Below are 15,350 nucleotides of genomic sequence, written 5' to 3'. Positions count from 1 at the left end.
TTTCTGACTGCGCGAGATCAGACCGAGAAAGAAGATCCGCAGCCGCAGGTGGTCGTCGCGTTGGGGTTGCGGATGACAAACTGCGCGCCCTCGAGATCTTCTTTGTAGTCAATCTCGGCACCGACGAGATACTGGAAGCTCATCGGATCAACCAGTAACTGGACGCCTTCTTTGTCGAGCACGGTATCGTCTTCATTGACGACTTCATCGAAGGTGAAGCCATACTGGAAGCCCGAACAGCCACCGCCTTGCACAAAGACGCGCAATTTGAGCTCGGGGTTGCCTTCTTCTGCCAGCAGATCCTTGACCTTGGCGGCAGCCGAATCAGTGAAGACCAGCGGCACGGGAGGCGGCGCTTGAAGATCCACGGTTTCGGTAATTGCGTTCATGATTACACTCCTGGCTACGAGAGCCGTATTCCGGATGGCGGCAAACGCCGCGCACATAGGGTCACTATAGCGCAGCCGGGCTGCGCCTCAAAATTCCATCTGGACTTTACGGGAGGCGCGCACCGACGCGCCCTCCAGCACCGTCACGGTCACGGTTTCAGGGACAAATCCCTCGGGCAGCGCCAACAAGCCCTGACTGCGCTGAAATTGATCGAAATGCAGCGCCAACAGACCCGCCGAGCCATGAGCTGCTGCACCATGGCTTCCCGTTCCACCCGCAGCGTTGACGGACGACTCCGGAATGGCCTCGACTGCCGCAGCCGGCAGCACAGCACCCGGCGCAGCCGCTTCGTCGGTCTTGACCCGCTTGGGCAGCAGGTCCACGGTCACGGCCTGTCCTTTGAGCGTGCCGCTGGCCTGAAAGCGCAGCTCGCCATTGAACGGCGTCTCGCCACGGCCGCTGCGCATGAGCAAGATGCGATAGCTCAGGCTGTCGCCTGCGCGGGCAAACTCAGCGCCGCGGATATCAATCGAACCCGCAGGCCCAGGCGGCAGCAATTGCTCATAGAAGGCCAGCTGATCGCGCACCCGGCCCAATTCGGCCTGCTCTCCACGTAGCTGCGCTTCCAACTCCTGGCGCGCAGCCCGCTCGACGGCAATTTCGCCGTCGGCGGTATCGAGTTGCGCACGCACAAAACGCACCTCCGCCTCGCGCTGCTTCAGCAGGGCATGCTGCGCATCGAGCTCGGCTTGGGTCAGAAGCACCTGCCCCTCGGCCAGCTCGGCTTTCTGAGCGGAAAAACGCCCCAGAAGCACACCGGCCGCCAAAACCAGCACCAGCGCGATCCAGGCCGCGCGCGGCCAGGTGGGCGGGGAAGTTTGAGACATCAGCAAAACACCTGAAGACCCTCGAGACTCAAGGCAGGATGGCGACTTGATTCAGGCCCGTGGTTTCGGGCAGACCGAACATCAGATTCATATTCTGCACCGCCTGACCCGCAGCCCCCTTGACTAGATTGTCCTGCACCACCAAAACGATGAGCTGATCCCCATTGCCGGGACGCTGCACGGCAATGCGCAGATTGTTGGACGCCCGAACCGAACGGGTTTCGGGCAGGCTGCCGGCCGGCATCACATCGATGAAAGCTTCTCCGGCATAGCGTTCCTCGAACAGGGCCTGGAAGTCGGTTTCGCGCGCTTCGGGCAGAATGCGGGCGTAAATCGTGGAGAACATGCCGCGAATCATGGGCACCAGATGCGGCACGAAAGTAAGGCCGACCTTGCCGCCCGCCAGTTTTTCCAGCTGCTCGGTGATCTCGGGATGATGGCGGTGGCCCGCTACGCCATAGGCCTTGAAGTTATCGCTAGCCTCAGAGAATAAGGAAGCCACCTCGGCCTTGCGGCCCGCCCCCGATACGCCGGATTTGCAATCGGCAATCAGGGCCTGGGTATCGATCAGCTTGCGCTCAAGCAAGGGGGCCAAGCCCAGGATGACCGTGGTGGGATAGCACCCCGGATTGCCAATGACCTGCGCCTGCGCGATGGCGGCGCGGTTGAGCTCCACCAGACCATAGGCCGACTGCTTTGCCAGAATGTCCGGGCAGCCATGGGGCATTTTGTACCAGCGCTCGAAACTAGCTGTGTCTTGCAGGCGAAAATCCGCAGCCAGATCGATCACTCGCGTGCCGGCGGCGGTGAGGGCTTGCGCCTGCGCCATGGCTACACCATGCGGCGTGGCGAAGAAAACCACATCGCAATCGGTCAGGGAGGCTTTTTCCGGGGCGGAGAAAGCCAGCTTCACATGACCGCGCAGATTTGGGTACATCTCCGCGACCGGCAGACCGTCTTCTTTACGCGAAGTGATGGCGGTCAGTTCGACATCCGGATGCTGCGACAGCAGACGCAGCAACTCGACGCCGGTATATCCGGTGCCGCCGACGATGCCAACCTTGATGCGTGAATTCCTTGCTTGGGCCATGAGCTATTTCCTGATTTGGGGCGCGGGGTGTTCTGCCTAAGTGAATTGTATCGCTGGTCGCGCATAGACAACGGCCCGCCCTGCGACAGGACGGGCCGAAAAACAAAAAGACCGCTTGCGCGGCCTTTTTGCATACAGCGATTAACGCTTGCTGAACTGCTTCCGGCGGCGTGCTTTGCGCAGACCGACCTTCTTACGTTCAACTTCACGGGCGTCACGCGTGACAAAGCCCGCTTGCGACAGCGCCGGCTTCAGGGTCGCGTCGTAGTCGATCAGGGCACGCGTGATGCCGTGACGGACTGCACCGGCCTGGCCGGTTTCACCACCGCCGATCACGTTGACTTTGATGTCGAACGATTCGAGGTGGCCAGTCAGAGCCAGGGGCTGGCGCACAACCATGCGGCCGGTTTCGCGAGCGAAAAACTCGTCGACGGGCTTGCCGTTGACGACGATCTTGCCCGTACCCTTCTTGATGAAAACACGAGCCACCGAGGTTTTGCGACGGCCGGTTCCGTAGTTCCAGTTACCGATCATGGCGATTCCTTAGAGATCCAGCGGCTTGGGCTGCTGAGCGGTGTGCGGATGCTCGGCACCAGCGTACACCTTGAGTTTCTTGATCATGGCGTAGCCCAGCGGACCCTTGGGCAGCATGCCCTTGACAGCCTTCTGGATGGCGCGGCCGGGAAAACGCTCTTGCATTTTCTCGAAGTTCGTTTCGCGGATACCGCCCGGGTAGGTGGTGTGACGGAAGTACTTCTTGTCTTGCGACTTCTTACCCGTAACAACGATATCGGCAGCATTGATAATGACGATGTAATCGCCAGTGTCAACGTGCGGCGTGAATTCAGGTTTGTGCTTACCGCGCAGACGGCGTGCGACTTCGCTGGCCACACGACCGAGGACTTTGCCCTTGGCGTCGATCACAAACCAGTCACGCGTGACTTCATGCGGCTTGGCCACAAAGGTCTTCATGATGGTTCCTAACATGTAGAGAGTTGCCCGCCAGAACGCCTGGCTGGGTTCTTTCCCGGCCACCCCATAGGCCCCGTCTAAGCGTTATTAACCGCCCGTACAAGGGTCATGGCAGTGATATTTGACCGTGTTGCCGCCTGCTCGACATGCTCTTCACATGCCTCAAGGCAAAAGCCAAATAAAGGGAAAGCTCACTAGTTTAGCACGGCTGCTCAAATATTGTGCAAGTATCCGCCCGACCCGGCCTCAGGTCCGGCGCACGCCGAGATACTGTTCATAGCTGCTCTCGATGCGGAACCAGGGAAGCACGTCGTCGCGAAAGGCCATATAAGGGTCGTGCACCGCCTTGAACCTGGGGTTCTGCGCACAGAAGGACTGATACATTTGCAACGCCGCATCATAGGCATCATCGAGCACGGAGCGCGGGAAAGGACGCACTTGCGCGCCGCCGGCAATGAGCCGGCGCAAGGCCGCCGGATTCTGGGCGTCATAGCGGGTTAGCACAGCCATATGCGCCGCACGGCTGGCCGACTCGATGGCCGCCTGATAGCGCTTGGGCAATTTACCCCAGGCATCTTCATTCATATACAGGGAGGCCTGAGGCCCCCCTTGCCACCAGCCCGGGTAGTAGTAGTACCAAGCGTGGTGACCAAGATTCTGTTTTTCGTCATCATAGGGGCCGATAAGCGACAAGGCGTCCAACTCCCCTTTTTCCAGCGCGGGCCGCAGATCGGCCGCCGCCAGATCCTGAGGAACCACCCCCAAACGGGCCAGCACATCGCCACCCAGGCCCGACACCTGCATTTTCAGGCCCTTCAGATCGGCAGGGGACTTGATGGCTTTACGATACCAGCCGCCCATCTGCACACCCGTGTTGCCCAGCGGCAAATTCAGGATTTTGTGCGGCTTGAACAGGTCCCGCGTGAGCTTGAGCCCATCGCCGTCAAACATCCACGCATTCATCTGACGGGCGTTCAGGCCGAAAGGCACGGCCGTATCGAAACTGAAAGCGGCCTCTTTGGCTATATAGAAAGCAGAGAAACTATGGCCGCATTCGACCGTTGCAGCGCTGACCGCGTCAAAGACGCCAAGCGCGGGCGCAATCTCCCCCGCTGCTGACTGGCGGATGCGGAATTTACCGCCCGTGGCCTCGCCGACATATTTGCAAAAGACCTCTCCCGCTCCAAACAGAATATCCAGCGCTGGGCCAAAGCTGGACGCCAGCCGCCAATTGATCGCAGGCGCATCCTGAGCAAACACAGGGGCCGCGACCACGGCACCGCCCGCGGCCAGGCCTGCCTGCTTCAAGAACGAACGACGTTGCATGCGATGGCTCCCTTGGCTCAATCAGTCCTGCGTTGGATATTACACGCAGCCACCGCCCCAGATCCCTGCCACCGGCTGAAGCCAATGCATTCAGCCCGCGCCGTCGCCCTCTACGTCATCCACATAAAGAATCAGATCCCAAAGCGAGGGGTCGTGCTGCCGCAAACGCAGGCGCTTGCGGCCTAGACCGACAAAAAAATCCGCGAGTTCGAGAACATCTTGCGGATAATGGTAGGCAGCCACCGCGATACGACACTCGGGTTGGCTCACGTGGCGTGTCGCGCCGCGCAGGACGCTTAACTCCGCCCCCTCAACATCCACTTTCAGAAACGTGATGGGCTCCTGCACCTGCGTATCGAGTGTGACGCAGGGAAGCCGCTCGATATGTGCGGCATTCGCTGCAAGCCAGGCTGGGTCCGTGTTGTCCGACACCAAACGCGACCCATCCCGGCACCCGGGATCGGTGAAAAAAGCCAAGCCCTCCTGATTTCGGTCGCTGACAATCACGCGCAACGGGCGAAACGACGCAAAAAAACGAAGCTGCTTGAGAAGGGCGTAATCAACCGCATTGGGTTCGATAGCCCAGAAACGGGAGCCTTCGACGTCCTGGACCAAGCTGATGAACCTCAACAGCTCGCTGCCTTGCGTGGCGCCCACATCGACATAGTTTTCCCGGGGTTTGGGCACAAAGGAGTCGTCCTCGTTGACCGGATTGAAATACATATGCGAGAAAGGGGTCAGGGTTCGCATCAATGGCTGCCGATCCAGGCTGAAGGTTGCCGCCAGGCGGGCATACATGGTTTCTTGCGAACGCAGGTCCATCGCACTGACCAATTGCAGATAGCGATCCAGATTGGCCCGTATGAACTCGCGCTCTTTCTGCAAAGGCCCATACAAAAAAGGAAGATCGCGCTCGGCCAGATAAGCCAGATAATCGAAGCTCCAGGGCTTGAAGCGGCGCAAGAGTGCGTCTTCTTCTGAAGTACCGCTGAAGGTCAGCAAGCCTATCTTCCCGCCACTGCGCATCTGTTTTTGCAACACATCCGGCAAAGACAGGTACTGCCCTTCGCCGGGCCAGCGCACCTCCCTCAGCCAGGGACAAAAAAACCCTTCTCCAATGAGGCAATAACCCAGAAACCGCGGGTCATCACGATAACGGGGCGACAATAAATGATGATGCGCCCGGGTTGTTATGCTGGCGCCGCCATGCACCAACACATAAAAACCTTCGAGCTGACGAATGAATTGCAGGCGTTCCTCGCCCAGCGCGTACCACTGCGCCCAATCTCTGACCGTCATGACAGCAAGCCCTTGTAACAGCCCTGCCATTCATCACGCAGACGCAATGTGAGCTTCCAGGGCACCCAGCTCAGGGCACCCAGCTCAGGGCACCCAGCTCAGGGCACCCAGCTCAGGGCACCCAGCTCAGGGCACCCAGCTCAGGGCACCCAGCTCAGGGCACCTATCTTGAGAAGGTTAATCGCTGTGCACAGGGCCTGTCTGCCGGCCATCCCCCCGATAATGCGAGGAAACTTCCTTTAAAAACAGGCAGGCCGGCTGCGGATTCAGACGCCCGCGATGGACATTTGCTCGATCAGGATAGAACCGCTGGACTTGGTGCCACGCGACAAGGTGTCCGCCCCGACGGCAACAATCTGGCGGAACATTTCCGCCAGATTGCCCGCGATGGTGATTTCTTCTACGGCATGCTGGATTTCGCCGTTTTCGACCCAATAGCCGAAAGCCCCGCGCGAATAATCGCCAGTCAGGTAGTTGACGCCCTGGCCGATGAGTTCGGTGACCAGCAAGCCGGTACCGAGCTTTTTGAGCATGGCGCGGAAATCATCATCCGGACGGGTCAGGCGCGAGGTCAGGGTCAGGTTATGCGACCCGCCGGCATTGCCGGTCGTGCTCATGCCCAGTTTGCGCGCCGTATACGAGGACAGGAAATATCCCTCCAGGGCGCCGGCCGCAACGACACGGCGGGCTTGGGTGCGCACCCCTTCATCGTCGAAGGGCGAAGAGCCCATGGCGCCGCGCACATGCGGATCTTCCAGCACGTCGATATGGTCGGCAAAGACTGGTTTGCCCAGCGCATCGACCAGGAAACTGGCCTTGCGGTACAGCGCCCCCCCACTGGCGGCCTGGGTGAAAGCGCCCAGCAGCCCCAAGGCCAAGGGCGCTTCAAAAAGCACCGGCGCCTTGGTCGTGCGCAGACGACGCGCCGACAAACGCGACAAGGTGCGTTGCGCAGCATAGCGGCCGACCGCCTCCGGGGAGGCCAGCAAGGCAGGATCGCGCTCGGAGGTGTACCAATAATCCCGCTGCATACGCTCGCCCCGGCCGGCGATGGGCGCGACCGACAGGCTGTGGCGGCTATAGGCATAACCGCCCAGAAAGCCGCGGGTGTTGCCCATGACAAACTGGCCTTCGTAGGTGTTGACGCCCGCGCCATCGGTATTGGTGATGCGGCTGTCAACGTCTCGGGCAGCGCGTTCGCCGCGCAGCGCCAGCTCGGCGGCGGCCTCTGTGCCGATGGCCCAGGGATGATGCAGATCCAGATCCGGGTGCTCGGTAGCCAACATCTCGACATCGGGCAGGCCGGCCGCCGTGTCAGCGGCCGTATGGCGGGCAATATGCCAAGCCGCCTCGACAGTCTGCCGCAGCGCCGCCTCGGAAAAATCCGACGTAGACGCCGACCCCCGACTTTGGCCGGCGTAGACCGTCAAGTCCAGTGAGCGGTCGCGCGTCTGTTCGACCGTCTCGATATCGTTTTTGCGCACAGACACCGACAGCCCCAGGCTTTCCGAGACTTCAGCGACTGCGTCGCTCGCGCCGACCTGGCGGGCATAAGCCAGCACCTGTTCAACGAGTTCGGAAAAGCGCGCGTGATTGGCGGCGATCGGCAGGGAGGAGGAAGAAGTGACCATTGCTGTCCAATTTGCAGAGACGGTTATCATAGCCAAGTCCGTCTTTTAGCAGTGTCCCATGAGCATTCCCGATACCGAAATTCCCGTCGACGACGACGGCTACGATGAAAATGGCTACGACCGGCCCAGCAAGTCCCAGGTCAAGCGCGAGATGCACGCGCTGCTGGATCTGGGAAAGCAACTGATCGAGCTATCCCCCGAGCGGCTGCGCCAGTTGCCGCTCGAAGAGCGGCTTTACGAAGCGATCCGCACCGCTCAGCGCACCACCGGCCGCGAAGGCCGGCGCCGCCAGATCCACTTTGTGGGCAAACTGATGCGCGCCGCCCCCGCTGATGACATCCGCCGTCAATTGGATGTCTGGGAAAACGGCTCGCGCGAGGAAACTGCCGCCATGCACCGTCTGGAGGGGCTGCGCGAACGGCTGATCGCGGACGACGAGGCCTTGACCGAACTGCTGTCGCGCTATCCTGGCGCGGATGTGCAGCATCTGCGGGCCGTGATTCGCGCCGCCCGCAAGGAAGCGCAGCAAAACGCCGCCCTGTTGCAGGGCCAGGAGCCTCAGCGCAAACAATACCGGGCCCTGTTTCAGGCGCTCAAATCTCTCACTCAATGAGCGCCCCATGAGTCAAGACCTGTTGGAATGCATTGAAGTCGATACGGGCGCCAATCCGGCTCATACCGTGATCTGGATGCATGGGCTGGGCGCCGATGGCAATGATTTCCTGCCCATCGTGCCGGAATTGCGCTTACAGACGCCGGTGCGCTTTATTTTCCCGAACGCCCCGGTCGCGCCGGTCACGATCAATGGCGGCATGGCCATGCGTTCCTGGTATGACATCCTGGTCATGGACTTGGTGCGCCAGGAAGACGCCCAGGGCATTCGCGCCTCGGAAGCAGCGATTCGGCAATTGATTGCTCGTGAAAACGCGCGCGGCATCCCGACCTCCCGTATCGTATTGGCCGGTTTTTCTCAGGGCTGCGCGATGGTGCTGCATATCAGCCTACGCCTGCCCGAACGGCTGGCCGGGGTCGTCGGGCTTTCTGGCTATTTGCCCCTTATCGATAGCGCAGAGGCAGAACGCCTGCCTGCCAATGCCGAAACGCCGATTTTCCTGGCGCACGGCCTGCACGATCCGGTCGTGGCGCTGCCCCGCGCCGAGGCGAGCCGAGACAAGCTGCAAAGCCTCGGTTACCCGGTGCAATGGCGCACCTACCCCATGCCGCATTCCGTCTGCATGGAAGAGGTGGAGGACATCGGCGCATTCCTGCGCGACGTCCTGCGCTAACCCCTTAGTCGGGCGGGCGAGACGCCGCCTTGATCTCGGCATCCGGGTCCGGGCGCAGCGTCAGCCAGACGCGGCGCATCGAGGGGTCATCGGTGTCACGATCATTCGTGAAACCCAGCCGGGTCATGAGCGTAAGCATGGGCCGGTTGGTCGATAGCACCAGGCCATCGATATATTCCAGCCCCTGCGCGCGCGCGGCCTTGATGAGGGCGGTCATCAACTGACCGCCCAGTTTTCTGCGCTGCCAGTCGTCGGCGATCACCAGCGCATACTCGGCGCCCCGCCCATCTGGATTGCGCAAATAATGGGCAAAACCGATGATGACCTCGTGCGGATGCCCCCGGTTGGCCGGGTTGGGCACTTGCGTCGCCGCCACCAGCGCGAGTTCGCGGTGGTAATCGACCTGGGTGTAGCGCGCCACCATGCGGGGCGTCAGTTCGCGCATCATGGACACGAATCGCATATAACGCGAGCGTTCCGACAGACCGCGAATGAAGGCTTGCAGCGGTTCGCCGTCTTCGGGCCGTATGGGCCGGATCACCCAGGGCGTGCCATCCTCGAAACTGCACATCTGCACCAGTTGCGATGGATAGGGATGGATGGCCATATGGGTATAGCCCGTGATCTGCGGCGCCGGACAGGCCGGCGCCTCAGTGAGTGTCATGCGCAGGCCGCCGGCCCGTAACTGCGTTTCTCCGGCGTAAAGCGGATCTATGTCCAAGGACTGGATATCCGGCAGCTCTGAGACCAGCTCGGAAACCTGCACCAAGGCATGCTGCAAGGCCTCGGTGGCGGCATTGCTGACCTGGGCGGCCAGCACCCGGCGCCAGATCCGGCTGCGCTCGATGAGCTTGCGCGCCAGAAAATTATTCAGCGGCGGCAGATCCATGCCGCGCTCGGCAACAGAGAGGAGCGCATCGGAACCGCCGGCGCCAAAACGGATGACGGGACCGAAGCGGCTGTCGGTGCGCACCCGGATCGCCATCGGCCGGGACTCGGGCTCGCCTGAACCCAGGTCCAGCGGGCTGTCGCGCAGCGGCACACGGAAAGCCTTCAGCAGCACACGGCACTCAGACTCTGTGAGTTCACGCCGCCCCTGCTCGCGCAGCTGAGCGAGCAGGGCGCGTGCCGTCGCCATATCGGGCGGCCCGCCCGGCGCCTCCGGAGGCTGTGTCTGCAACAGCAATTGCTGGTTGTAATAATGTGTCGCCAGGACGCCAAAGGCGTCGGCGGCGGACTCTGGGGTGCGAAACGCCGGGGTGCCGGCATCGTCGAGCATGCGCCGCAAAGGCCGCATGCCGGCATCCCCCATGAAACAGCTCACGACAGGCTTTCTTGCCTTGGGTGCCAACTGGGCCAACTGCCGGGCCACGGCGGGCATGTCGGCCAGCGCATCAGGCGCCAACAGCACCAGTACACCGTCCACGCCCGCGTCATCGATCAGGCAGTCCAGCAATTGCTGCAGGAGTTCGGGTGTCAGCGGGGTATAGGTGATGACCGGATTCCGCGTTTGCGCGTCGGGCTCCAGCAGCGCAGCCAGGGCGCGCTGCGTAGCGGGCGACAAATCGGCCTTGAGCACGGCGGCGTCTGGGCCGATGAGATCCAGCGCCAATTGCGGCGGCCCGCTGCCATTGGAGAGCAGCGCCACGCGGCGCCCACGCGGACGCCGCGCATAGCCCAACACCTTGACCGCCGAGAAGAGTTGCACGAAATAACGTACTCGCACCGCGCCTGCACGGCGCAGCGCAGCATCGAACACCGCGTCGGCGGGCCCCTCTTCGCCGCGCCCGGCCTTGAGCACGATGACGGGCTTGACGCTGGCCGCCGCCCGCAGGGCGCTCATGAAGTCGCGCGCCGGACCCATATCTTCAAGATAGAGGACGACGCTATCGGTGCGTGGATCGCTAGCCAGATAGTCCAGCACCTCGGACATGCCCAACACGGCCTCGTCGCCCAGCGACACCGCCAGGGAAAAACCGATATGCACGTCTTCTGCCCAATCCATGACGGCCGCCATGATGGAGCGCGATTGCGCGACCAGAGCCACGCGCCCGGCGCGGGCCAGTGTCGGGTGCTGGCTAAGATTCAGGCCGGCATGCGGGCGCTGCGCGCCGAAGGCACGCGGACCCAGCAACTGGCAGTGATGGGCGCGCGCCCATTCCTCGCACAGCGCCAGCGTGCCCCGCGGATAGGGATCGGGCAGCTCGTGAGGCAGCAAAATGAGCGCACGGGGCGCCAGCCTCTCGAGCCTTCTGAGCGTTTCGGGCAGCACGGCTGGCGACACACAGACCAGGGCTAGATCGACCCGCTCGCCTTCTTCGAGGCCATTGCAGCGTTCGGGAAGCTCGGGGGCCTCGCCCGGCGGGCTGTCCACCAGCGTTGCCCGGGCGCGCAAAGGCCCCGGCAACACCGAAGTCGCCGGAAGCGTGCGGTCGGCCACGATCAGGAGAGAACGGGGCTCGAAAAGTGGCGCAAGCACATGTCGCAGCATCGCGGATTCGCACTCATCTAAAATGGCGTCATCGTAACAATACAACCTGCCCACCATCCACGGTGAACCGCGCGTGTAACGCGCCATTTTTCATGGAGGGCCGCCGCGCGGCGCCAACATCGGCCTATGACTTCCCCCAAACCCATCCGTACCCGCTTCGCTCCTTCGCCCACCGGCTTTCTGCACCTGGGCGGCGCACGCACTGCCCTGTTTTCCTGGGCTTTCGCCCGCCATCACAAAGGCGTGTTCGTGTTGCGCATCGAGGATACCGATGTGGAACGCTCGACGGATGCGGCCGTCCAGGCCATCCTAGACAGCATGGACTGGCTAGGCATGCAGCCCGACGAAGGCCCTTTCTATCAAATGAAGCGCCTGGACCGCTACAGCGAAGTGCTGCAAAGCATGCTGGCCGCCGGCACGGCTTACCATTGCTATAGCAGCCCCGAGGAAGTCGAAGCCATGCGGGAAGCCGCCCGCGCTCGCGGCGACAAACCGCGCTACGACGGCACTTGGCGCCCGGAGCCGGGCAAAACGCTGCCCGCCATTCCGGAAGGCCGCAAGCCCGTGATCCGCTTTAAAAATCCGCAAGATGGCGTCACGGCCTGGGACGACATGGTCAAAGGCCCGGTAAGCTTTGACAACAATGAGCTTGATGATTTGATCATTGCGCGCCCGGACGGCACCCCGACTTATAACTTCTGCGTGGTCGTCGACGATTGGGATATGGGCATGACCCACGTGATCCGCGGCGATGACCACGTCAACAATACGCCGCGCCAGATCAACATCCTGAAGGCCCTGGGCGCCGATGTGCCGCAATATGGCCATGTCCCCATGATCCTCGGCCCGGATGGCCAGAAGCTGTCCAAGCGCCACGGCGCGGTCAATGTCATGGAGTACGACGATCAGGGTTATCTGCCCGAAGCGATGGTCAACTATCTGGCCCGCCTGGGCTGGAGCCACGGCGATGCGGAGCTGTTCAGCCGCGAAGAGTTCGTGCGGTGGTTTGACACCCATCATCTGTCGAAATCGCCTTCGCAGTGGGACCCCAAGAAACTGAATTGGGTCAATGCCCACTACATCAAAGCGATGGACAATGCCGAGCTGGCGCAACGCGTGGCGCCGCGCATCGCCAAGCGCGGCGGAGACGCCAGCCGTGCCGATCTGGCCGATATCATGGGCCTGTTCAAGGATCGCGCCGAAACGCTGGAGCAACTGGCCGATGACGCCATGCTGTTCTGCGCCCCGTTCCAAGCTGCGCCGCAAGAACTCGCTACTCAGCACCTGACCCCGGCCGCCCGCGAAGCCCTGGCAGGTTTTGCCGCCGCCGCCGCTGGCACCGAATGGACGCGTGAAGCCATTTCGGCCCTGATCAAGGCCCAGCTGGCCGAGCGTGGTCTGAAGATGCCCCAGTTGGCGATTCCGCTGCGCGTGGCCGTGACCGGACGCGCCCAAACGCCAGCCGTAGACGCCGTGCTGGTGCTGCTGGGCAAGGATGTCGTGCTGGAACGCCTAAAAGCCTTGCTGTAGACCCGCGCCTTAGACCTGGGCACGCCGCCTGAGGGCCTGGCCGAAAGCCAGGCCCAACAGCGGCAGACCCAGGGCAGTCGCGGCAAACAGCGTCTGCGCGCCCAACTCATCGATCGTGACACCGGCCAAGGCTACCCCCACCGCCTGCCCCATGAACAGGCAGGAAGCGAACCAGGCAACAGCGGTGCCGCGCGCCTCGGGCACCATCTGGGTGGCATTGGTTTGCAAGGTGGCATGCAAGAGGTAATAGCCAAAGCCCGCCATCATGCTGGCCAGCACGCTCCAACCCCAGGCCGGACCCAGCAGATACAGCAGAAAAGCCAGACAGAGCACCAGGCCACCGGCCATGACCAGCCCGCGCTCGCCCATGCGTCGCAACACTGCAGCCGCCACGAAGGTATAGGCGATGCCGCCCACGGCATACAGCGCGACCAGCGCGCCCGCCATCGTCAGCGACAGGTCAAAACGGGTATGCAGATAGGCCGGCACAAAGGCCAGAGCGCCAAACACCAGCAAACCCTCCACAAAAACGGTTGCCAGCACCACACGCGCCCAAGGGGTGCTCCAGACACGCCGCGCCTGCGCCACGAAACCCTGGTTAACGCTGCGCACCGCCCCTCCCAGGCCCAGCGCAGTTTGCCGGCGAACCTCAGCCCAAAGCAGCAGGCCCACGATCACATAGCCCAGCACCAGCACCATGAAAGCCGAACGCCAGCCTATGGTGTCCGCAAAGATGCCGCCCGCTAGGCTACCGGCTGCCATGCCGAGGATAGTTCCCGTCAAAAAGCGCGCCAGCGTGGCCTGACGCCGCTCATAGGGCACGTTATCGCCGATCCAGGCCATGGACAGCGGCACGATGCCGGCGCCCGCCGCGCCAGACAAGATCCGGCAAAGCACCAGCATATCCAGTGTGCCTGCCAGCGCCGCGCCAGCACTGCCCAAGGCGCAGGCAAAGGTCGCCAGGCAGACAACCCGGTACTTACCGTAGCGATCGCCCAGCGGCCCGAAAAACATCTGTAGAAAACCGTAGGCCACAGCGAAAGCGGTCACGGCGTGCGCGGCCTGTCCGGTCGTGGTCGAGAACTCCCCGGCCAACTGGGGCAACATGGGATCGCAGATACGAAAAGCGCTGGCGCTGACAAAGGCGGCCAGCGCCAGAAGGACGATGGCTCGCCCCTCAGAATAAGCGGCGGACATGGCGAGGAAATTCAGACGAAGTCCGAAACCTTACTCCAAGCCCGCCTTACTCTCAATTCGGCATGCGATAGCCGGCAGACATCCGGCGCGCCGTGATGGTCTGACCGTCAGGCTTGAGTTCGCGCAAGACCAGGCGGGCGCGGTCCACGCTTTGCACCTTATAGCGGGTTTTATAGATAGGGTCATCGGCATCGACCGGCTCACCGGCAGACTTGGTGGTCTGCAAGGTGTACACGCCATTCTCTACGCTCCAGCAGCCGCTTTCGCGCAAGGCCGGGCGAACACGCTTACCTACTTTAAGCTGGGTTTCGTAGGTCATGGTGCCATCGGCCGACAGTACGGTCAGGGTGTGCAGATCACCGGCAAAACCGCGCGGACGCGACACGGAATACCAGGTGGCCACCATGGGATTGTCCGCCGCGACGGGAGTGCACACCACTTTTTTGGGTTCAACAGGCACAGCCGAAGCCTCGACGGTCGGCGCTTTTTTGCCAGCGCAACCGGCGAGCAGGGCCCCCAAAATCAAGCCGCCACAAGCGGCTCGCGTCAGCGACATCAATGCATACAACATGGCTTCCTCGGAGCTCTCTCAGCGCAATCTGCCGCTCATGGTTTTCATACATGCTTGCGGCTGCACGCACTCTAAAGAGGGGCCTCGCACAATGCAACGCGCGCATGAGGCCTAGTGCATTTGCGCAACACTCAGAAGCCGCCCCGCCTGACAGGCAACTGAGCGGCGATCACAGCGGCAGGCGCACATCATGCTTGATTTCGCGCAATGCCACGATGCTGCGCGTCTGGCGGATGCCCGGCAGGTTGAAGAGAAAACGATGCAAAAAGCGGTCGTAGGCCTCAGGGCTTTCGACCAAGATCTTGAGCAGGAAATCCGAGTCGCCGCTCACGGAATAGCACTCCAAGACTTCGGGCGCATCACGCACGGAACGCTCAAAATTGGCAACGGTTTCGGCCGAATGACGCTCCAGGCTGATCTGCGCAAACATGCAACCGCCCAGGCCCACTTTGCCCCGATCGACCTGGGCGCTGTAGCCCTGAATCACCCCGTCAGCCTCCAGCGCCTTGACCCGCCGCCACACTGGCGCGGGCGACAAACCCACTTTCTCGGACAACTGCTGAGCCGAGGCGCGGCCGTCTTCTTGCAGGGCCCGCAAGATGGCGAAATCAGTTTTATCCATTTTTCCCTGCGTTTTCTTATTAAAACGAAATGTTCATTTCAAATTATAGGGAATACAC

Annotated in this window: 15 protein-coding genes; 3 read left to right on the top strand and 12 right to left on the bottom strand. The window is 62.0% G+C overall.

Going from position 1 to position 15,350, the window contains the following annotated elements; all coding sequences use genetic code 11:
* Nucleotides 1-17 precede the first annotated feature (17 nt).
* The 8 genes from erpA to pmbA all read right to left on the bottom strand — a co-directional run bounded on the left by erpA (nt 18) and on the right by pmbA (nt 7,595).
* A complete protein-coding gene (gene erpA, locus U0029_RS02250) occupies nt 18-389 on the bottom strand; it encodes an iron-sulfur cluster insertion protein ErpA (protein ID WP_012418605.1) in 372 nt (123 codons plus the stop codon).
* Between the two features lie 87 nt (nt 390-476).
* Nucleotides 477-1,277, bottom strand: coding sequence for a DUF6776 family protein (locus U0029_RS02245; protein WP_114852221.1), 801 nt, complete (start codon nt 1,275-1,277; stop codon nt 477-479).
* A gap of 28 nt (nt 1,278-1,305) precedes the next feature.
* Nucleotides 1,306-2,367, bottom strand: coding sequence for an N-acetyl-gamma-glutamyl-phosphate reductase (gene argC, locus U0029_RS02240; RefSeq protein ID WP_012418607.1), 1,062 nt, complete (start codon nt 2,365-2,367; stop codon nt 1,306-1,308).
* 141 nt (nt 2,368-2,508) lie between these two features.
* On the bottom strand, nt 2,509-2,901 hold the full coding sequence (rpsI, locus tag U0029_RS02235; protein ID WP_012418608.1) for a 30S ribosomal protein S9: 393 nt from the start codon (nt 2,899-2,901) through the stop codon (nt 2,509-2,511).
* A gap of 9 nt (nt 2,902-2,910) precedes the next feature.
* Nucleotides 2,911-3,339 (bottom strand): 50S ribosomal protein L13, encoded by a 429-nt coding sequence (gene rplM / locus U0029_RS02230; protein WP_012418609.1) that lies wholly within the window; start codon nt 3,337-3,339, stop codon nt 2,911-2,913.
* A 246-nt stretch (nt 3,340-3,585) separates the two neighbouring features.
* Nucleotides 3,586-4,665: a twin-arginine translocation signal domain-containing protein gene (locus U0029_RS02225; RefSeq protein ID WP_114852220.1), complete on the bottom strand. Its 1,080-nt coding sequence runs from the start codon at nt 4,663-4,665 to the stop codon at nt 3,586-3,588.
* Between the two features lie 90 nt (nt 4,666-4,755).
* Nucleotides 4,756-5,964, bottom strand: coding sequence for an FkbM family methyltransferase (locus U0029_RS02220; protein WP_039051861.1), 1,209 nt, complete (start codon nt 5,962-5,964; stop codon nt 4,756-4,758).
* 266 nt (nt 5,965-6,230) lie between these two features.
* Entirely contained in the window at nt 6,231-7,595 is a 1,365-nt protein-coding gene (gene pmbA / locus U0029_RS02215; RefSeq protein WP_114852219.1) for a metalloprotease PmbA, read from the bottom strand.
* Nucleotides 7,596-7,653: 58 nt separating this feature from the next.
* On the opposite strand from pmbA, the gene yjgA reads away from it, so the two are divergent.
* Nucleotides 7,654-8,208, top strand: coding sequence for a ribosome biogenesis factor YjgA (gene yjgA, locus U0029_RS02210; RefSeq protein WP_012418613.1), 555 nt, complete (start codon nt 7,654-7,656; stop codon nt 8,206-8,208).
* 7 nt (nt 8,209-8,215) lie between these two features.
* Nucleotides 8,216-8,881: an alpha/beta hydrolase gene (locus U0029_RS02205; RefSeq protein WP_114852218.1), complete on the top strand. Its 666-nt coding sequence runs from the start codon at nt 8,216-8,218 to the stop codon at nt 8,879-8,881.
* Between the two features lie 4 nt (nt 8,882-8,885).
* Here the strand turns inward: U0029_RS02205 and U0029_RS02200 are convergent, their stop codons facing one another.
* Nucleotides 8,886-11,372, bottom strand: a complete 2,487-nt coding sequence (locus U0029_RS02200) for a bifunctional acetate--CoA ligase family protein/GNAT family N-acetyltransferase (protein WP_114852239.1) — start codon at nt 11,370-11,372, stop codon at nt 8,886-8,888.
* Between the two features lie 126 nt (nt 11,373-11,498).
* Between U0029_RS02200 and gltX the strand changes: the two genes are divergently transcribed.
* Nucleotides 11,499-12,902 carry a glutamate--tRNA ligase gene (gene gltX / locus U0029_RS02195; protein WP_012418616.1) on the top strand — a complete coding sequence of 468 codons (1,404 nt, stop codon included), beginning with the start codon at nt 11,499-11,501 and terminating at the stop codon, nt 12,900-12,902.
* 9 nt (nt 12,903-12,911) lie between these two features.
* Here the strand turns inward: gltX and U0029_RS02190 are convergent, their stop codons facing one another.
* From U0029_RS02190 to U0029_RS02180, 3 genes are all read right to left on the bottom strand, one after another.
* Nucleotides 12,912-14,099: an MFS transporter gene (locus tag U0029_RS02190; RefSeq protein WP_114852217.1), complete on the bottom strand. Its 1,188-nt coding sequence runs from the start codon at nt 14,097-14,099 to the stop codon at nt 12,912-12,914.
* Nucleotides 14,100-14,151: 52 nt separating this feature from the next.
* On the bottom strand, nt 14,152-14,670 hold the full coding sequence (locus tag U0029_RS02185; RefSeq protein WP_114852216.1) for a hypothetical protein: 519 nt from the start codon (nt 14,668-14,670) through the stop codon (nt 14,152-14,154).
* A 169-nt stretch (nt 14,671-14,839) separates the two neighbouring features.
* The gene (locus U0029_RS02180) at nt 14,840-15,292 is read right to left on the bottom strand and encodes an Lrp/AsnC family transcriptional regulator (RefSeq protein WP_012418619.1); all 453 of its coding nucleotides are present in this window, start codon (nt 15,290-15,292) and stop codon (nt 14,840-14,842) included.
* Nucleotides 15,293-15,350 lie beyond the last annotated feature (58 nt).

This window comes from Bordetella avium, assembly GCF_034424645.1.
In the GTDB taxonomy this organism is placed as follows: domain Bacteria; phylum Pseudomonadota; class Gammaproteobacteria; order Burkholderiales; family Burkholderiaceae_B; genus Bordetella; species Bordetella avium.
This window is presented reverse-complemented; position numbering and strand designations above follow the sequence as displayed.